The organism is Lederbergia galactosidilytica, assembly GCF_017873565.1.
Taxonomy (GTDB): Bacteria; Bacillota; Bacilli; order Bacillales; family Bacillaceae_C; genus Lederbergia; species Lederbergia galactosidilytica.
Map to the genome: position 1 here is coordinate 215,153 of NZ_JAGGKH010000003.1, position 18,950 is coordinate 234,102.

Sequence of the window (18,950 nt, forward strand, 5' to 3'; positions counted from 1 at the left end):
GATTAAAGGTAGACCGTTGGCTAAAAACAGATGGTCCTAGTGTGCACCGCTGGTGACTAGGCTAAATGGAATAATTTACATGAGAAACTATTTTATATTTTCATTCACTGAAAAAGGAGGGAACAGGAATGCGCCCATTAACTTTAAGAATGACTGCTTTTGGCCCTTATAAAGATACAGAGATTATTGATTTTACAAAGTTAAAGGAGCAGTCTATCTTCGTGATTTCGGGTAATACAGGTGCAGGGAAAACGACGATTTTCGATGGGATATGTTTTGCTTTATATGGAAGTGCAAGTGGACAGGATCGGGAAAATCAGACTATGTTGCGCAGTCACTTTGCAGAGGATGACATCCATACGGCGGTTGAATTAGTATTTGAGCTCCATCAACGTACATACCGAATTTTGCGGCAACTGGGCCATGTAAAACAGGGGAATAAAACAAAAACAGGTGAACGTTATGAGTTTTTTGAATTGGAAAATGGGAAAGAAATTCCTTGTGTAGATCGACAAATCGTCTCTGAGATAGATAAAAAAGTTGAATCTCTTTTAGGGCTTACTCAAGCACAATTTAAACAAATTGTCATGTTACCGCAAGGAGAATTTCGAAAGCTATTAACTTCACAAACGGAAAATAAGGAAGATATATTACGTCGTCTTTTTAAAACAGATCGCTATCAGCAAATTGGTGAAAAGCTACGAAATCGAAAAAAACGGGTAGAGGAGATTTATCAACAAGAAGAGAGAGTGAAAGCCTCATTTATTCAAAATGTCCAAGCGACTTTGCCTGTTAGAGAGGGATCTTCCTTTTTCCAAGTAGTTTCCCAGGAGCATTATAATATTCAACAAATTTTACAGGGGCTTGAAGATGAGGTTATCTATTATGATGAGAAGAAAGCCCAAGATCATGAAAAATATGAACAAGCGTATAAACGACATACAGCAAAGCAGTCCGAATATTATCAAGCACAAGCGTTGAATGAGCGATTTGCGGAGCTTACGGGAAAAAAGCAACAATTACTGCAATTAGATGGGCAAGTTTCGGCTTTTGCTCAAAAAGAAAAGCAATTGGAAGCAGCCGAGCGAGCAAGTTCGATTGAGCCATATGAACAACAGGTGAAAGAGTTACGTGAGGACGAAGAGAAAAAGCAGCAAGCTTATAAACAAGCTGTTCAAGCAAAAAAGAGGATAGAGGATGCTTACGAGCAAACTTTGGAAATGTATCGTCAAGAAGAAGAAAAAAAGGGGAAGAGAGAGCAGCTTCATCAAGAACTGACACGCTTGCAGGATTATCTCCCGACAGTAAAAGAAATAGATCAAGTCAAACAGCAGATCTACGTACTTGAGAAACAAGCCAATCTAGCACATGTTCAGCTCGATGATATCAAGAAGAAGAGAAAGGAAAAAACAGCAACAGTTGAGAAATGGCATCAGGAAATTATGGGAAAGGAGAATGAGGTTAGCGAGTATCCAAAGAAAAACGAGTTATTAATAAAGAAACGTGAGCAGTGGAAAGTTTTACATGAATTTCACAAATATAAGCTTAGACAAACCACTTTGGAGCAGGAATTAAAGCAAAAAAAAGCGCTTTTCGAACAGAAAAAAGCGGAATACTTAGAGCAAGAAAAAAATTGGTTCAATCAACAAGCCCTTGTTTTGGCGAGTCATTTGCATGATGGAGAAGCTTGCCCTGTTTGTGGGAGCTTGGAACATCCCCAGAAGGCGACAGATAGAGGGGGGATAGTTTCGAAAGAACAATTAGAAATGCTCAAGAAGAGGCTGGATCATGACGAAAATGAATATCATACTCTTAAAGTAGAATGGACTGCTAATGCGCAGCAGTTGGCGGAAAGACAAAGTGATATAAAATCTCTCGAACTAAGCACAGAAGAAGTTTCCGTGAAACTAGACCAATTAAAAGGGGAAGGAAAGCTTTTAAACGAAGAAGTAGAAAAGTTAAAAGCTGATCAAGAATTGCTCATTAAATGGAAAGGTAAACTGAGGGAACAGCAACAAGAGCTTAAACAGTTGGATGAGAAGAGAGATGAGTGTGAGCAACATTATCAGGAAAAAAGGTTGAAGGCAGAAAATACAAAGGCGCTTTATACAGAACGGATTCGAACGATCCCAAAGGAATTACGTGTTCTGGGGCAATTAGAAGCACAGATCGAAAAAACAAACAAGGAAAAAATAACTTTAGACAACGCTTGGGAGCAAGTGCAGCAAGAGCTTCAAAAGATACAAGAACAGAAAACAAAGGCTACGACGAACTTGGAGTATGCCGAAAAGCAACGAGTGGAGACAAAGGCGAAGAGAGAGAAAATGGAAGTTATTTTACAATCTTTGCTAGAAAAGTCCGGATTTGCTTCTGAGGAGACTTATCGCGCAGCTAAAATGCTAGAAGAAGCGCGAATAGCATTAAAAAATGAGATCCAGCAATTTAAACAAACTCGTTCCTTACTTCAAGAGCAAGTAAAGGAATTAGAGGTAAGCTTGAAAGATAAAGAAGAAGCCGATTTACAACAATTAGAACAGCATTTGCAAGAACTTAAGCAGGCTTATGAAACAGCCCTTAATCAGTGGGAACAATCAAAGAATTTCTTTACGGAAGCAACGCAATTGCTAGACAAGATTACGGAAGCAGAAAAGCGAGTCCGCGAAAGTGAACGGCAACTTGCGGTTTTAAGTGATTTGTATGATGTGATTCGTGGTCAAAACCAGCATAAAGTTTCCTTTGAACGTTATTTACAAATTGAATATTTGGAGCAGATCATTGAAGCGGCTAATTTACGATTGAAAAAATTATCGAATGGCCAATACGATTTAATCCGGAGTGATCGTCAGGAAACTCATGGAAGACAGAGTGGGTTAGCTCTTGATATATACGATGCCTATACAGGACAAACTCGTGACGTCAAAACACTGTCTGGTGGCGAAAAATTCAATGCTTCTCTATGTTTGGCATTAGGAATGTCCGATGTCATCCAAAGCTTTCAAGGAAATATTTCGATCGAAACCATGTTTATTGATGAAGGCTTTGGGACTCTAGATGAAGAAGCACTAAATAAAGCGATCGATACATTGGTTGATCTACAACAGTCGGGAAGAATGATCGGTGTCATTTCTCATGTTCAGGAACTTAAATCGATTTTTCCTGCTATTCTTGAAGTAAAGAAAACAAAGGAAGGTCATAGCCAAGCACAGTTTATATTGAAATAAGTAGGTTTGAGAATGAGCTAACAAAAGTGGTCAAGGCTCAGGATGTAGGTCAGAACGGCCTTGCGATGCGCAAGACGCCGCAATTTTAGCCGTTCTCCCTATTCCCAGGCGCTTTTGCCATTGTTCTAGGTATCACTAACAGACTACTTAAGGTAAATAGATTGAGCCATAGGGACTTGGGTGCCCAGTGAAATCCCTAATGGCTAGTCGATAGCTGGGTGAAAAAAGGCATCATTATACAAAAGAGCGAAGGAAGAAATCGTTTATTGATTCTTTTTTCGCCTTTTATTGTTTAATTTTTGTTTGGTGCTAAGTGGTTCTTGTGCCATTTCTTCCTGATATCCAACATTTCGACTTGGCCTTTTTTCCGGATTTAATCCTTCCAAATTACTTTCCGTTCTTTTTGCCATCTCTATCACCTCCATAATTAGTCTTTGTTCTAATGCTAAAAATATGTAAAAAAATATAAAATGTAGCAGGTTGAGGCTAGGGAGAACATCTTGAAATGCTTTAACAGAGTCCAATGGTTTCCCTTTTTCGATATTTCTCCTGGATCGCCTCTAATCTCTGCTTTTTGGCGAGCGCTTCTTCATTCCATTGCGGGGTGGTGTCCATTTTATTCAAATGCTCTTCTTTTTGAAACCAGTCGGGTACTCTTTCTGTCCGAATGATTTTACGTTGGAAAGTACTTGAAGGGGTCTTCTTGTTGCTTAATAATACTTTATACGCATATTTCCAAGCGAAAATTGCCCGTTCTGCAGTCACTTCCAGGGCTTGGGAAATTTGCTCAAGTGGGAAATGTCGACATGCATGGGCCAACTCTTTTTTCTGGGTATCGCGAAGTGGGAAAAAACGCAATTTCTGTAATTGCTTTTGCACAGAAGTCATTTTTTCCTCTAGTCCATTTTCCTGTTGTGGCTGAGCGTTCGACGTATTATCTTGTATAAATGCCTGGTCTCCTTCTTGTGCCAAAGCATACCAATTCGTGCGGTCGTAGCGGTGTTTTCCGTGTTGTTCTATTAAGATTAGGCCTTGTTTTTTCAAAGAAGTAAAGATTCGTTTAATCGTGGCGATCGACCAAAATGGAAAATCCTCCCGCCATTCTTCATATGTACGCTCCATCCACACGTGTCCGTTCAAAGGTGTTCCTTCTTTTTCAACATGTTTGTACAGTCTCTCCAATACAATACTTTCGTTCAACCCAATTGTTGTTGCTAACTCTTTTCCAAATGTAATTTTCTCCATTTTGCATCCCTCCTATCCCTCATATAGATCCGAACGATGCAAAAGGACACCTTATATAATAATTATTTTTTTATTATGTTTTTTAAATGCTTTTAAGATCAAGAACTGAAAGAGGAGGGCAAAGTGACTTGCTCTAGTGGAGTGGGTGCTTATTGTCCGAGCCGCTCAAATTGATTTTATCGAGAGGGCAGGTGGGTTAGAGCGAAATCAGAGTACCGGGAGTATATTCTGCATTTTGCAGACAAACCTAAGTGCATGCGGATTTATGAAGTAAGAAAGGATAATGATCATTGAATTTTTCACGAAAAAATAGGCTTTTGATAACTTTAGGATTATTCGTTAGCCTTTTTTTACCTAATGACGTACAAGCAGAGCTTCCTCATGCTAAATCATTTGATCTTAACGGTCAGGAAGTCGAATTATTGAGGGAGAAATCTTTGCAAGATCATACGGTTCTTCAGAGCTTTGCCTTTGATTATAGAAATCAGCATATTTACACAGTGCAGTTGATGGCTAAAGGCTATCAATTTTCGGATGAAAGGAGAGCTTTAAAGGGAGCGGAAAGAGCATCTAATGGTGATTTAGTGTTAACGAAATTGGATATGGCAGGAAATAAACTTGGTTATATGTATTTAAGGGGATTTGGCCATGGTGTTTCCATTGGGGTTGAACCTGACGGAAAAGAAGTTTATATCTGGACGGAGAGTGACGCTGTTGCAAATGGTGGGAAAAATGGCTGGGGAAAGAGGATTGCCAGATTCCCATTTATGAATGAAGAAACGATTGAATCAAATACCACTATAATAGAAAAATTTGAGTTTTTACCTAATGTGGATCACACTACAGTGAACATAGATCATGTACATAACCTTTTGACAATGAGGTATCGCCAAAACGGGGAATTCCACTTTGCACTCTATCATTTAGACGATGTAAAGCGGCATCACTTTCAGCCGATTGTTCAAATGACCCAACCACAACTGGGGACTTTTCAGGGTTTTGTCTCTTATGGAGATTTTCTCTATTTATTAGAGGGAAATAATTTCGGAACAGGAGATTCGGAAAAACCTAAAGGCAATACGTATATTACGACAATAGATTGGAAGACAGGGAAAGTCATTGATAAGCGGTGGATTGGAATAGCGAGTGACCTGCCTTTTAGAGAACCAGAGGGGATGGGGATTTATTTACCTAGGGATAAAAATCCAAATGAAACTTTATTATGTTTAGGTTTTGCTTCAACTATTTCAAATGCTAATGCAGCTAAAGTAGTGAATATTTTTGGGTTCCCGTTAGAGGAATCATAAAACAGCTCTTCGTTGGAGGAGCTGTTTTTACATTAAAAATTAGGTCTAATTACCTGAATCAAAAGACTCTGGGAAATGAGATAATATGGAATGGAAATGGAGCTAGCGTATAGAGTAGATGGCGCTCCAGTCCCGCAACATAAGGGCACTACATACCGTTCTATTTTGCCAAGCACGGAATAAGCATTTATATTGATCTTTTTTTAAAAATGCATCTAGAACGACTTAAGGGAGAGAAGAGAATGGAACAACAAAAGCAACTTTCGGTTGGTCAATGGTTTTGGACGATATTTTTATTAGGAATTCCTCTAGTAAATATTATATTGTTATTAGTGTGGGGATTTGGTAGTCCATCACCACGGAAAAATTTTGCCTTAGCTGTATTATTATTTGAATTAATCGGCGTGATCATTGCTGTTGTAGTTGTGATCTTTATGGTGTCAGTAGCAGGATATTCTCTTAGTTAGCATTCTGCCTTTGTCCATTTCTTTATAGGAGCAATATGCATATGTGTATATTGTTTCATTTTTTGTTGAAAAAACTATTTTGACAATCAAGGATTTTGCTTTTTGTTCTTTACCTCAACTTTATTTTTCTATAATCTAAGGAGAGGAATTAATAAAAGTTTGAAGGGGATTATGTATTTGAAGGAAAGTTCATTTATTATTCATATGCTTGAAAATACACGAGAGATTTTACCGAATTATCATGATTATGGGTTTGTATTAGATAAAGTTTTGCAGGTCATGTATGAAAAGACAGGTTGCTCGCTCAAACTGTTTTTAGATAGTGAGGGGCAAGAAGAGATTTGGACTGTGCTCCAGGAGGATATAGATGCTGGCCATGCCCAATTAGTGGCTAATATTTTTGATTACGTTGAAACGGGAACAATTATCTATGAGCAAAATGGGGATCAGCAAGATTTTGTGATTAAGCCTGCTTTGACCAATTCGGTCTATTACTACCCTGAACATCAGGTAGGCTTACTAAAACTACCCATTTTTCAAAATCATGCAGATTATGAACGCGAGTTCCTTTTAGCCAAAAACGGTCATGATCTTCTCCAGTTTTTGGCTTACGTATATGAGCGGCAAAAAGAGATTATGAAAGATTGTGTGACGGTTTTTACGGATACAGAGGACGGAGTCGAGAGAACAAAGGAATGGATCACACAGCAAGTTAGCAGAGAGGATGTATTATTAGAAGGAGAATTAAAAAATGAAATTTATCGCTCAATTGATGAATTTTTCAATGAGAGTGGGGAATTTTTTAAGACGTACAATATTCCATATAAGCGAGGAATATTGTTATATGGGCCTCCGGGAAATGGGAAAACGACTTTAGTGAAGTCGATTGCTGGGAGTATTGACGCCCCTGTAGCCTACTGGCAAATTACAGAATATACTTCTAGTTATTCGATTCAAGAGGTTTTTTCAATCGTTGCCAAGATGGCTCCGATGGTATTAGTCATCGAAGATATTGACTCTATGCCAGAGTCGGCTCGCTCTGTTTTTCTAAATGCTTTAGATGGAGCGACATCGAAAGAAGGTCTCTTTTTAATTGGGACGACAAATTATCCTGAACGTATTGATCCTGCCTTAATGAATCGCGCGGGACGTTTTGACCGTGCTTACGAAATTAAGACACCTAGTCTAGTGTTAAGAGAAAAATATTTATTTGGTAAAAAATTGGATCGTTTTATGACAAAACAGGATATAAGTTATATTGCTGATCAAACAAAATCATTCTCCGTTGCCCAGTTAAACGAGCTTTACACATCGGCGGCTCTTCAATGGCATTATGAGCAAGCGGTTGATTTAGATAAATTAATCCAAAATTTAAAAGCGGCCAATGAAAAAGCTCGGACACACGAATGGGAGACAGATCCGTACTCGACGTCTGTGGGGTTCGACTTTTAAGTAGCATCACATATTATTTATGAATGACACGTGGGAGAAGGTGAGTCCTCTTGGAGGAGGGCTCATCTTTTTTGCGCTTTTACACAGTTGGGGTTGCACATAGGCAAATATTGATCAGCAAAATTTGCCTATGTGCTACTTATTATGCTTGCTGCCAACTATATAGTATAACGAAAAAACATTGCTATAGACCCACTCACGTTTGAATTGGTATCATATTTTCATTAGTGTTTTACGAGGTGATGAGGTTGGAGGAAAAACGATATCAAGATTTGAAAATGGGAGAGCGTGGAGCAGTTATTAGTATCATTGCGTATATCATTTTGGCTATATTGAAATTAGTTGTTGCGAATTTTTCCGGCTCAGAGGCATTAAAAGCAGATGGTCTAAATAATGCGACAGATATCATCGCATCCATTGCTGTGTTAATTGGTCTGAAATTATCACGAAAACCACCTGATCAAGATCATCCGTATGGACATTGGAAGGCTGAAACAGTGGCCTCTATGGTAGCTTCCTTTATTATGATGATTGTGGGGATACAAGTCTTATATGGAGCGATCTCTTCTATATTTCAACCTTCCCAAGAGTCACCAGATATTATTTCGGCGGGGGTAGGTGTGTTCTGTTCACTTATCATGTATTTGGTTTATCGCTATAATATAAAATTAGGCCGAAAAATAAACAGCCAAGCTGTTATGGCTGCTGCGAAGGATAATTTATCAGATGCTTGGGTGAGTATTGGTGCTGCAATCGGCATTATTGGTTCACAATTCCATCTCCCTTGGTTAGACCCTGTAACAGCCAGTATAGTTGGAATATTAATATGTAAAACAGCTTGGGATATTTTTAAAAAAGCTTCCCATTATTTAACAGATGGATTTGATGAGAAGCAATTAGATATCTATAAAAAGGCTACTCTTCAAGTGCATGGGGTAAAAGGAGTTCAAGAAATTAAAGCTCGAAATTACGGAAATAATACAGTGGTTGACATTGTGATTCTTGTCCACTTTACCCTTGATATTAAAGAGGCTCATGAAATTGCGACAGAAGTGGAAGAGGCCTTAATAAAAAACTTCCAAGTATATAGTGTCCATGTTCATGTGGAACCAAGCTAGTAAGCATAAATATATATGTTGTTAATAATCTTCCGCTAAAATTCTTCTAAGGAATTTTTTCGTGCGTTCTTCCTTTGGCTTTAAAAATATATCGTGGGGAGAGCCTTCCTCAACAATCACACCATCATTCATAAAAATAACTCGATTCGCCACATTTTGGGCAAAGGACATTTCATGGGTAACGACGACCATGGTCGTTCCTTCATTGGCAATATCCTTCATTACAGTTAAGACTTCTCCAACAAGTTCAGGATCGAGGGCTGAAGTCGGTTCATCGAATAAAATAATGTCCGGATTTAAAGCAACAGCTCGAGCAATTCCCACCCTCTGTTGTTGTCCACCGGAAAGCTCGCCAGGATATGATTGGTATTTATCTGTTAGGCCGACCTTATCTAAGGCTTGCTTGGCGATTTCTTCTGCTTTTGCTTTTGGGAGTTTTCTGCCGATAATTAGTCCCTCAGTTACATTTTCTAATGCTGTTTTATTATTAAACAGATTGTAATTTTGAAAAACAAAAGCTACCTTTTGTCTAATTTGGTGGATTTGTCTTTTGGATGCGCTATGAAGGTCTACAGTTAGGTCGCCAAAGGTAGCATGACCTTGATCCGCTTTTTCTAAAAAGTTAATGCATCTAAGAAAGGTCGTTTTACCAGAGCCACTTGGACCGATAATAACTACAACGTCTCCTTTATCGATCGACAAGTCCACGCCTTTGAGAATCTCATTTTTACCAAAGGATTTATGCATGTTTTTGAGTTGTAGCATGTTGTTTGCCTCCTAGACTTTTATTAGGCGATCTTATATTTTGTCAGACGTTTTTCATACCATTTAAACAAATATTCAACTACACTACATAGAATTAAATAGACAAGGAAAATATCAATATAAGCTTCCACATAGTTGTAGCCAATATTGGCAGCAACTTGGGCTTTTAAAGTAATCTCGTGTAAGGACATGGCGTACCCTAAAGAAGTGGCTTTAATGAGATGAACGGTTGCTGTACAAATATTCGGTAGGGCGACTACTAAAGTTTGGGGAATGATAATTCTACGAAATGCTTGATATTGTGTTAGTCCAACAGATAAGGCCGCCTCAAGCTGTCCTTTACTTACCGTATTTATGGCGGAGCGGAATACTTCAATTAAAATAGCTGTTGTATTTAGAGAAAATACAATAAAGGCGTACCAAATCGGATTAATATCATACACATTTGTTTGAATATCATATTTCTCAAATATTCTTGAAAGGATTAAAGGAACACTATTGTAAATAATGAAAATTTGGACAATGACAGGCGTCCCCCGCACAAAAGATACATAAACACGGGAAAACTGATTCAAAAAAGGAATCTTATTTAGTCTAGTTAAGGCTAATAAAAAGCCAAGTGGTAAAGCGATGAAGAGTGCCACAATCGTAATGAACAAGGCGACAGGCACTCCAGATAATGCAGTAAAAAATGTATCGATTAAAAAAGGAACATTTATCCCCATGTTGTCACCTTCCTACACATTTTTAACTACTTGCTTCCCTTTGCCGAAAAGCTTTTCTAGCTTGAGGAAAAACTGTTCGATTACGATCGAAAGCACCCAATAAATGATTGATAAAGCAATGTAAATTTCTAAAGCATGAGAGTTATAATTGCTTGCAATGATCATGTTTGCTTTCCCCATCACATCAATTAAGCCAATTGTATAAGCTAAAGAGCCCTCTTTTAATAATTCTAATAAACCATTACCGAAATTGGGTAAGGCGACCACAAAGGCTTGTGGAAAGATAATTCGTCTGTATGCTTGGGCAGGGCTAAGTCCTACACTTACTGCTGCTTCATATTGTCCTTTGTCAATAGATTCATAGGCAGTCCGGATCACTTCAGACATAATGGCTCCAAATTGGAGAGTGAATGTCAATACAACGAAAATTGCTTTATCCATATCATTTAAATCAATCCCAAAATGGATGAAAATAGCGGGCACTCCATAATAGACTAAAAACAGTAGAACAATGGATGGGGTACAGCGTAAAATCGTTGTATATCCATGAGCAATATGTTGGGCAATTTTGCTCTTACCAATTTTCATTGCGGCCAGAATAAAACCAAGTAAACTTCCAAAAAGAACGGAAAGTATGACGACTAAAAAAGTTACTTTTAGAAAAGGAATGAGAGTAGGAAATGCATCCCAAATATATGTGGCGTCAAAATACTCTTGCATATTCTTCACCAACTTTTTCAAAATTGAAAAATCTATACATAAAATGAAATTAATGAAAAACATGGCTTCAAATAGAGAACAACATAGATACTATTGTTGTCACACCTTTTAGAAAAGGAGCAAGGGTGCTTGGAAGCAAAATGATACAATCGATTGTCTAATGGAAGCTTAGTTTGGAAAATAGTATATGTGGGGAGCCTAATATTGTTACTGATGGACTATCTCTCTACTTGATCAAGCACCTCAAATAGATCGCGGTTATAAAATTCTATCATTAAATCATTAAGTTTCTTCTCATCCCTAAGTTTTTGAATTGCTTCATCGTAGGCATCGGCAAATTTCTGTTCTTTCATATTAAACAAAGGCCAAGTTTTTATGACATTAAACTCATTGTAGACTACTTCGTTCACAAGATTGTGATATGGTCCATCTTTTGCTAAGACTTGCTTTTCAAAAGGACCCTCTATGATGACCCCGCCATCGACGCGAGCTTCATTTACCCACTGAATGACATCAACTGAAAAAGTATCACCTGCTTTAAGTTTTACCGGATTATCAGGATTCTTTTGATTGTACTCATCAATAACAGTGTATTGGGCATTGTTTGCTGCAATTGGAGCCAAAGTCATTCCGGCGGAAGCAAATTCTTCTAGCGAATTGATTTGGGCGTTTTCTTGTTTTAAAACAAGCCCAATACTGCTTAAACCTAGAAATTCCTTAGGATAGATAAATTTTTCCGTTCTTTCTTCTGTCCAAAAGGCGTTTTTAACGCCGACTTGATATTTCCCTTGGGATACACCAACAAGTAAGTCATCACTTGTGGTACCCACAAATTCAAATTCATATTCTGGAAGTAATTTATCGACTAATTTCATCGCTTCCACATCATAACCAGTGGGATTTCCGGCATTATCTAGCCAAGAAATGGGTTTAGAAGCTTGATCATAAGCCACTTTAATCTTCCGAACATCTCCGTTAGAATCACTTGCATTTTCTGAAGTAGAGTGGGATCCACAACCAACTAATAATCCGAATATGCTAAGACCGAAGAGGAGACTAAATAATTTTAGAGTTTTCATAACTTCTTCTCCCTTTACTATTTGAAATTTTCGGCGAACTGGAATTTGGTCACAAAGGCATTGCGACGTACTAATGCAAGAGGAGCGATGGCATGTCGCGATTTGACCTTGCGGACAACACGTCGCAAATTTAGCCTTTGATCTATATTCATTCGAAGTCCTACAACTTACTTTTCATCTTCCTTCAAAGCCGTCATGGCTAAATTTTTAATCGTCATATCATCCATTGGCGGGTTATGCAATCCAGCACGTACATCACGATAATAGCGTTGCAAAGGGTTGGTAAGTTGTAAACTTTTGGCGCCAACTACACGCATCGCTTGGTCAACAATTTTAATTGCTGAATTGATCACCGTATGTTTGGCAATCGCAATTTCATTTGTTAAGTATGGTCTTCGGTCTGTATCGTCATATGCTGAAGCAACGCTATATAACACATGTCGTGCTTGAGCTAATTCTAACTCGATTTCACCAATATGTTGTTGCACATTCGGCAATTGACTAATCGGTCCCTTTAAGCTATTCGGAGCATGGTGATTGGCAAAGTGTACGGCATAATTACGAGCAGCTTGCGCAATTCCAAGATACGTAGCAGGAATATGCAAGGACCAGCCACCAAATTTTGCGGGATTTTTTTTGTCAGGTAGTTCGATAAGTTTAGTGTCTTCTACTCTAACATTCTCCAAAACTAAATCATGACTTCCCGTTCCTCTCATCGACATGACATTCCATGTTTCATCCACCGATAACCCCGGTAAATCCCTATGAAGAAGAAAGAAACCGATGGACTGTTTTTCTTCGACCCAAGCAGAGGTTAAAAAGTACGTTAAGATGGGCGAAGCTGTTGTAAATGTTTTTCTTCCATTTAATACCCAGCCATTTTCTATTTTCACCGCGTTCGTCCCAGGACGGCCACCGCGCGTCGGACTACCAGTTTGTGCTTCACTTACAGATCGATTGACAACAGCCCCATTTAAAATTTCCTTTGCTAGGAAATCTAAGTTTTCCGGTGTCCAAGCTTTTTTCTCATAGATTTCCCCGACAGTGCCCAAATGCCAACCAATGGAAAGAGCAGTGTTAGAATCATAGCTTGCTAGTGTTTCTTGAAATAGCACCATGTCATAAACATTTAGACCTTCCCCACCAAACTCCTTCGGTAAGGTGATTTTTGTGTAGCCTAAATGAACTAGATCTTCAATATTCTCCTTTGGGAAGATGCCCTGTTCATCAATTTGGGCGGAGAGATTTTTAAACTTATCTTCTTTCTCCTGTAATTTGTTTAGCCATGATTGCTGCTGCTCTGAGCGAATAAATAGATCCAAACTGCTTCTCCTCCTATTTTTTTAATTTGATAAAACTTATTTGTTTAGTCGGGTTAAGAGCGATAATGTCTTCTTTTACATTATGCTAGATAGATGCATTTGTTTCCAAGTGATTTGCTTGTAATAAAGATTAATGCTTATCGTCCAGTGGGAGGTGATCTCCCACTGAATCATTGTTCCTATCTTTGAGGATGAAACGAACTTTGCTAAATCGAATATTTTCGGTATTGTACAGTAACGATCTTTGACAAGATTGTTTCTTTTATAATTAAAGTTTTTCCACAAGTTGTGTAAGAGGAACATCCATTTCTTTTTGTGGATCATCCAAAGGGTAAATACGTGCTGTCTTGTTTTGTGCATCAACTTGTTGAATATAAACACGTTCCCCTTGGTATGTGACATGTTTTATTTCGCCTGATTGCACGATTTCTTCAGCTCTTTGTTGATTCAATGAAATCCTCCTCCTCAAGGAATGCTAAAGGAATGCTAAAAGTCTATTCACTTAAGCCCTCTAGATCTACAATTTGCTCATGTTCCATATTATCTAAAGGAAAAATAGTAGCTGTTTGCTGTTCAGGGTGTATTTTTTGTAAATAGACAGGAATGCCATGGTATTGAACTTGGATCAAATGAGAGGCCTCCATTATTTCCTTCGCACGTTGGCTGTTCATTACACATCTCCTCCTTATTTATATAATTTCTCCGTCATGATACAAATATACGAGCAAGAATATCTTGGATAAATGCGAAAAATTGAAAAATGCGATCGATTTATGTTAATAACTCATTTATAATAAGGAAAATGTAAATAGGAGTGGGGAAGATGAGTGAACAAGGGATTTTAGAATTGCCGATTTTAGAGACTAAACGTTTGCGATTAAGAAAATTAAAGGATACAGATGTAGAAGATATATTTCGTTATGGTTCAGATGAGGAAGTATCAAGGTATGTGACATGGGATCGCCATCAATCCATTATAGATACGAAACAGTACTTGGAGTTTGCTAAGGGACGTTATGCAGAAAAACAAGTGGCACCGTGGGGAATCGAATGGAAGGAAACAGGAAGAATTGTAGGTACGATTGATTTTATTTGGTGGAAACCGAAACACGGAAGTGCTGAAATAGGATATGTATTATCACGAGATTTCTGGGGAAAGGGCATTATGACTGAGGCTGCCAAGGAAGTTATCCGCTTCGGCTTTGAAGAGATGGAACTGATCCGAATTCAAGCACGATGTTTGGATGAGAATATTGGGTCAAGTCGAGTGATGGAGAAGGCTGGTATGCGTTTTGAAGGGATTTTACGTAAGGCTATGTTCACAAAAGGCAAGCATTGGGATATTAAGATTTACTCTATTTTACAGGATGAACAGAAGTGAAGCGGCTAAATGTCGCTTTTTATTTTTGCGTTGATCTATCTGCATGGAGACATTGGGATGTGCGAACAAACCGTCTTTAATGCATTTGAGCGATACCAGATAATAGGATTCGCTCGAGTAGCATGCATTAATCTAGAAAGACAGTGCAATGATGAAAAGTTAGGAGCCACGAACTTAAGGTTATTTATTTGAGGCTGAGTACAGCTTGAGTAACGATAAGTAAAAGCAGTATGATGGCGAATACAAGCTGTATAACAACGAATATGACGAATAAAGATTACATCAGCAAAGTAAGGTGTTAAAGCAATATAATTCAGAAAAGCACTATTTGTTCTGAAGATAAAGCTTGCACAAATATTTACAAGATCAGCATCGGCTAGTTAGAGCTCGGGCAGACATTCATCTGCTTTTTGTTCAATTTATTGATTTTATTCATACCGTGAATCTCGCATAATTATTTCCTTGTAAAGAATAAGGGGTTATGCAATTTTGGAGGGAGCATATATTAAGATAAGCTCGATTTAAAAAGGGTGTTTGCTGATGATAGAGATTGTCGACTATTTACATGAAAAAAGAGAGGAAATGGTGCAGGTCCTGAAGGGAATAACTAAAATGGAATCTCCTTCTTATGAAAAACATTTGGTTGACAAATGTGGTGAAAAGCTTATTTTATTTTTTAAACAATATTTGGACGGTCATATAGAAGTGTTTGAAGAAAGTGTTTTTGGCAATCAATTCCGTATTGAATTAGGAGAGGGGGAAGAACAAATATTAATTTTAGGACATTTGGATACGGTTTGGCCAAAAGGAACATTGAAGCAAATGCCATTTGGAATTGTTGGTGATAAAGTATTTGGTCCCGGTGTATTTGATATGAAGGGTGGACTTGTGCAAGGAATATTTGCACTACACGCTTTGCAAACACTACAAGTCCCAATGAAGAAGAAAGTAGTTTTTCTTGTGACGACAGACGAAGAAATCGGGAGTAGTCACTCTCGAAAATTAATTGAAAAGGAAGCAAAGGCAAGTAGTTATGTCCTTGTCTTGGAACCTGCAGCAACTATAAAGGGGAATTTGAAAACAGCTAGAAAAGGAGTTGGCGCTTTTCAATTAAAAATTACAGGCCAAGCTGCTCATGCGGGAATTGAGCCTGAAAAGGGAATAAGTGCTATTCAAGAATTAGCCAAGCAAATCTTGTATCTCCATGATTTAACCGATTTTCAAAAAGGAACGACCGTCAACGTCGGAATTATCCATGGAGGAATGGCTACGAATGTCATTGCCGCCAATGCGGAAGCAGAATTAGATGTTCGCATTAGACAGCCCGAAGAGTTAAAGCGGGTAATTCCCTTAATCGAAGGATTGAAGCCGAGTCAAGAAGGACTTTCAATTGAAGTATCTGGCGGTGTCACCCGTCCTCCGATGGAAAAAACATCCGAAATTGAAGCGATATTTTTTAAAGCAAAAGAAATAGCGAAAACATATTTAGGATTAGAGCTAGAAGATCAATTAAGTGGTGGTGGCAGTGATGGTAGTATTACGGCACAATATGCGCCTACATTAGATGGATTAGGTGCTGTTGGGGATGGCGCACATGCCGAGCATGAACATATCATCATTTCACAAATGCCTGTCCGCAGTGCTTTACTAGCTCTGTTGGTCAAAGAATTGGGAAATTAGAGTACATATACATTCCTATGCATGTCCTAGTGTACTAGCTCCTATTTTAAAAATATTTAGCCTTGCTAAATGAAGGCTATAGAGCGAGAGGACGTCAGCTATATGAAGATTTTATTGGGATTAAATGATTTTATAGAGACTGCAAATAGATACAGCCTGAACAAAAGTGGAGACTGGGACAAAAGTTTTTTCACCAAAGAAAAACCGAACTACTAAGTGCCTACAACCCGCTCCTAAAATATACTTCGCTTTCCGCCTGCCGCCAGGATGCGCGTACTTAGCCTTTGATCCTCATTTGCACTCCGGGATCTCACCGATGCCTTTCAACGAACACGATGTTCTAGTGACGGTCACAGGGCGTGACCGTCACTAGCCGACCTTCCGCAGGTTTTGATTATGTCCCAGTCCAGTTTAATCTTCTTCTATTACATCCATCGGCCGCATCATATCATAATCCTCATGTTCTAAGATATGACAATGCCATACATATTTACCAGGGTTTTCTGTGAATTTCATAATTACACTTGTCACCATTCCTACATCAGCTCGAACCGTATCTTTCCAACCTCGTTCATATGGTTCTGGCTCAATCGGAGGACCAGTATACTGAATATTGCCGTCTTGTTGGAATCTCTCTAAGTCAAAGGGTCTTCGGTGTAAGACTTTAAATTGGATGAGATGGATATGCATGGGATGTGGGAAGTTCATTAAATTAATAAATCTCCATACTTCGGTATCTCCTATAACGGGTTTTTCCGTTACAGGGTCATGCCACATCCGATTATCCAACATCATCATAGGGCGATTATATTCATCTTGCATAGCATCAAGCGTTAATAATCTAATTTTATCAGCACATTTTTCTTCTAATGGCTGATTATCTGGTAATAAGCTTGTTGGAATCTCGCTAGAATCTTTTTGCTTAAGTGGTAGGGTCACATCAAATCTCATAATGACGCTCATATTACCTTCATCATTTGTGTTTTGCATGATCAATCGTTTGCCCTTTAGCTTAGAAAAGTCCATAATGATTTCTGAACGTTCTGCAGGCTCGATAGGAAGAGTTGTTAACTCAACTGGCTTCGTTAGTAGGCCACCATCCGTTGCAATTTGAAAAAATGTTCGTCCATCGCCAATTCTTAATGTATAGCCATTTGTATTTGATGCATTTAAGATTCGGAAACGATATTTCCGCGGTTCTACTTTTAATCGTGGCCAGAGTTTTCCATTCACTACCATCGTATTCCCATTAAAAAAAGGTTGAACCGATGGGTTGACTGGAGCAGGTGGGTCAGTGTTTTCTGGATAAAATAAGGAGCCATCTTGGTTAAAAGATTTGTCCTGAATGATTAATGGAATGTCATAATGATTTTTAGGTAATTTTAGCTTTTTCTCAATCGCATCACGAACAATGTAAAGTCCAGCAAGACCAGCATAAACATTTAATCTTGTAATACCAATCGCATGATCATGATACCAAAGGGTGGCTCCATTCTGCCGGTTAGTATATTCATAAACTTTCCTTGTAAAAGTTTCACCTGTTTCAGCAAAATTTCTCGAAAACCATGCTTCTGGATGGCCATCACTCTCCCATGCCACATTGGCGCCGTGTAAGTGTGTGACTGTTCGAACTTCTGGTGGTCCAGCTGAACCATGAAGGGTTCGATCAATTGGTAAGAAATGCTTTAACGGTAGTTGATTTTTCCACTTTACATAAATTCGTTCATTTCGATTCACCTTAATTGTCGGGCCGGGGTACAGCCCATCATAACCCCAAACGGTTGTAGCAGGCATATGTTTGTGGAAACGATGTTTGGCTTCTCTCATGGTGATTTCATAGTAAGATTTCCCTTTAATGGTCTTATGTGGCCTTGCTACAGATGGAATTGGTAGCTCATCGACAAACTTGGGAATTGTATCGGGATTAGAGGGATCCACTTTATTCACTTGCGGTTTGATTGTCTGTATTTTCTTCACCCCCATGCTTTCTTCTCCATACAGTCTATGTAGGATAAAAGTTTATGAAAGAGACATCAGCGGAGATGGGAGAGTTTTTTAGGGCCTTGTACAGGAAAGAAGGAAAACAAAGTTGTTCAAAAAGTTTTCAATAATAAAAAAGGAGGAGAAATGGATGACTTTTTCTTCATTTTTATTGATGGATAAACTCTTAAAATCGCCATCAGTGGGACGCGATCTTCCGGGGGAATAGCGTTATACTGCGTCAAAGACTGTTCGGGCTGATCTAGTGGCAAACTTAAAAAGCAAGGTACTGCTTACTACTTAGCCTACGTTAGTGCACTCTTGTATGTCGAACGCGTGTGTACCCAACTTCGTGGTTGGCCTAAGGATGAAGCGATAAGGTATGTAGGCAAAATCCGCAATCACTAGCGGCAGACTTCAAGCGTAATGTCCTGTTACTTCGTCTGCACAATAGTACATTTTGTACGGCGCAACATCTGCACGACCAC

Annotated in this window: 17 protein-coding genes; 7 read left to right on the forward strand and 10 right to left on the reverse strand. The window is 38.6% G+C overall.

Features of this window, described 5'->3' with window-relative positions; translation table 11 throughout:
- Positions 1–128: 128 nt before the first annotated feature.
- Entirely contained in the window at positions 129–3,221 is a 3,093-nt protein-coding gene (locus tag J2Z23_RS04470; RefSeq protein WP_057981891.1) for an AAA family ATPase, read from the forward strand.
- A 263-nt stretch (positions 3,222–3,484) separates the two neighbouring features.
- On the opposite strand, the gene sspO is transcribed toward J2Z23_RS04470, so the two are convergent.
- Together sspO and J2Z23_RS04480 are read right to left on the reverse strand one after the other, a co-directional pair.
- Positions 3,485–3,631, reverse strand: a complete 147-nt coding sequence (sspO, locus tag J2Z23_RS04475) for a small acid-soluble spore protein O (RefSeq protein WP_238456098.1) — start codon at positions 3,629–3,631, stop codon at positions 3,485–3,487.
- Positions 3,632–3,731: 100 nt separating this feature from the next.
- On the reverse strand, positions 3,732–4,466 hold the full coding sequence (locus J2Z23_RS04480; protein WP_057981893.1) for a hypothetical protein: 735 nt from the start codon (positions 4,464–4,466) through the stop codon (positions 3,732–3,734).
- Positions 4,467–4,888: 422 nt separating this feature from the next.
- Here J2Z23_RS04480 and J2Z23_RS04485 point away from each other — a divergent pair, with 422 nt between their 5' ends.
- The 4 genes from J2Z23_RS04485 to J2Z23_RS04500 all read left to right on the forward strand — a co-directional run bounded on the left by J2Z23_RS04485 (position 4,889) and on the right by J2Z23_RS04500 (position 8,810).
- A complete protein-coding gene (locus tag J2Z23_RS04485; RefSeq protein WP_128738490.1) occupies positions 4,889–5,773 on the forward strand; it encodes a phage baseplate protein in 885 nt (294 codons plus the stop codon).
- A 242-nt stretch (positions 5,774–6,015) separates the two neighbouring features.
- Complete coding sequence (locus tag J2Z23_RS04490) at positions 6,016–6,240, forward strand: hypothetical protein (RefSeq protein ID WP_057981895.1); 225 nt, start codon at positions 6,016–6,018, stop codon at positions 6,238–6,240.
- A 171-nt stretch (positions 6,241–6,411) separates the two neighbouring features.
- Entirely contained in the window at positions 6,412–7,692 is a 1,281-nt protein-coding gene (locus tag J2Z23_RS04495) for an ATP-binding protein (protein ID WP_057982033.1), read from the forward strand.
- Between the two features lie 248 nt (positions 7,693–7,940).
- The gene (locus J2Z23_RS04500) at positions 7,941–8,810 is read left to right on the forward strand and encodes a cation diffusion facilitator family transporter (RefSeq protein ID WP_057981896.1); all 870 of its coding nucleotides are present in this window, start codon (positions 7,941–7,943) and stop codon (positions 8,808–8,810) included.
- A 21-nt stretch (positions 8,811–8,831) separates the two neighbouring features.
- Here the strand turns inward: J2Z23_RS04500 and J2Z23_RS04505 are convergent, their stop codons facing one another.
- From J2Z23_RS04505 to J2Z23_RS04535, 7 genes are all read right to left on the reverse strand, one after another.
- Entirely contained in the window at positions 8,832–9,575 is a 744-nt protein-coding gene (locus J2Z23_RS04505) for an amino acid ABC transporter ATP-binding protein (RefSeq protein ID WP_057981897.1), read from the reverse strand.
- Positions 9,576–9,598: 23 nt separating this feature from the next.
- Positions 9,599–10,300, reverse strand: a complete 702-nt coding sequence (locus tag J2Z23_RS04510; RefSeq protein ID WP_057981898.1) for an amino acid ABC transporter permease — start codon at positions 10,298–10,300, stop codon at positions 9,599–9,601.
- A gap of 12 nt (positions 10,301–10,312) precedes the next feature.
- The gene (locus J2Z23_RS04515) at positions 10,313–11,020 is read right to left on the reverse strand and encodes an amino acid ABC transporter permease (RefSeq protein ID WP_057981899.1); all 708 of its coding nucleotides are present in this window, start codon (positions 11,018–11,020) and stop codon (positions 10,313–10,315) included.
- A gap of 218 nt (positions 11,021–11,238) precedes the next feature.
- Entirely contained in the window at positions 11,239–12,099 is an 861-nt protein-coding gene (locus J2Z23_RS04520) for a transporter substrate-binding domain-containing protein (protein WP_209973334.1), read from the reverse strand.
- Between the two features lie 167 nt (positions 12,100–12,266).
- The gene (locus tag J2Z23_RS04525) at positions 12,267–13,421 is read right to left on the reverse strand and encodes an acyl-CoA dehydrogenase family protein (protein ID WP_209973335.1); all 1,155 of its coding nucleotides are present in this window, start codon (positions 13,419–13,421) and stop codon (positions 12,267–12,269) included.
- 268 nt (positions 13,422–13,689) lie between these two features.
- Positions 13,690–13,872 carry an H-type small acid-soluble spore protein gene (locus tag J2Z23_RS04530; RefSeq protein WP_057981902.1) on the reverse strand — a complete coding sequence of 61 codons (183 nt, stop codon included), beginning with the start codon at positions 13,870–13,872 and terminating at the stop codon, positions 13,690–13,692.
- A gap of 43 nt (positions 13,873–13,915) precedes the next feature.
- Entirely contained in the window at positions 13,916–14,092 is a 177-nt protein-coding gene (locus J2Z23_RS04535) for an H-type small acid-soluble spore protein (protein WP_064467820.1), read from the reverse strand.
- A gap of 152 nt (positions 14,093–14,244) precedes the next feature.
- On the opposite strand from J2Z23_RS04535, the gene J2Z23_RS04540 reads away from it, so the two are divergent.
- A complete protein-coding gene (locus J2Z23_RS04540; protein ID WP_057981903.1) occupies positions 14,245–14,802 on the forward strand; it encodes a GNAT family N-acetyltransferase in 558 nt (185 codons plus the stop codon).
- A gap of 540 nt (positions 14,803–15,342) precedes the next feature.
- A complete protein-coding gene (locus J2Z23_RS04545; protein WP_057981904.1) occupies positions 15,343–16,482 on the forward strand; it encodes a M20 family metallopeptidase in 1,140 nt (379 codons plus the stop codon).
- A gap of 411 nt (positions 16,483–16,893) precedes the next feature.
- Here J2Z23_RS04545 and J2Z23_RS04550 read toward each other — a convergent pair whose 3' ends face one another.
- Positions 16,894–18,459 carry a multicopper oxidase family protein gene (locus J2Z23_RS04550; protein ID WP_338018410.1) on the reverse strand — a complete coding sequence of 522 codons (1,566 nt, stop codon included), beginning with the start codon at positions 18,457–18,459 and terminating at the stop codon, positions 16,894–16,896.
- Positions 18,460–18,950 lie beyond the last annotated feature (491 nt).

Bases quoted from the DNA above. Each gene is read 5' to 3' on its own strand.
- J2Z23_RS04470 (WP_057981891.1), top strand. From the start codon at position 129: ATGCGCCCATTAACTTTAAGAATGACTGCTTTTGGCCCTTATAAAGAT.
- sspO (WP_238456098.1), bottom strand. From the start codon at position 3,631: ATGGCAAAAAGAACGGAAAGTAATTTGGAAGGATTAAATCCGGAAAAA.
- J2Z23_RS04480 (WP_057981893.1), bottom strand. From the start codon at position 4,466: ATGGAGAAAATTACATTTGGAAAAGAGTTAGCAACAACAATTGGGTTG.
- J2Z23_RS04490 (WP_057981895.1), top strand. From the start codon at position 6,016: ATGGAACAACAAAAGCAACTTTCGGTTGGTCAATGGTTTTGGACGATA.
- J2Z23_RS04495 (WP_057982033.1), top strand. From the start codon at position 6,412: ATGTATTTGAAGGAAAGTTCATTTATTATTCATATGCTTGAAAATACA.
- J2Z23_RS04505 (WP_057981897.1), bottom strand. From the start codon at position 9,575: ATGCTACAACTCAAAAACATGCATAAATCCTTTGGTAAAAATGAGATT.
- J2Z23_RS04510 (WP_057981898.1), bottom strand. From the start codon at position 10,300: ATGGGGATAAATGTTCCTTTTTTAATCGATACATTTTTTACTGCATTA.
- J2Z23_RS04515 (WP_057981899.1), bottom strand. From the start codon at position 11,020: ATGCAAGAGTATTTTGACGCCACATATATTTGGGATGCATTTCCTACT.
- J2Z23_RS04520 (WP_209973334.1), bottom strand. From the start codon at position 12,099: ATGAAAACTCTAAAATTATTTAGTCTCCTCTTCGGTCTTAGCATATTC.
- J2Z23_RS04535 (WP_064467820.1), bottom strand. From the start codon at position 14,092: ATGAACAGCCAACGTGCGAAGGAAATAATGGAGGCCTCTCATTTGATC.
- J2Z23_RS04540 (WP_057981903.1), top strand. From the start codon at position 14,245: ATGAGTGAACAAGGGATTTTAGAATTGCCGATTTTAGAGACTAAACGT.
- J2Z23_RS04545 (WP_057981904.1), top strand. From the start codon at position 15,343: ATGATAGAGATTGTCGACTATTTACATGAAAAAAGAGAGGAAATGGTG.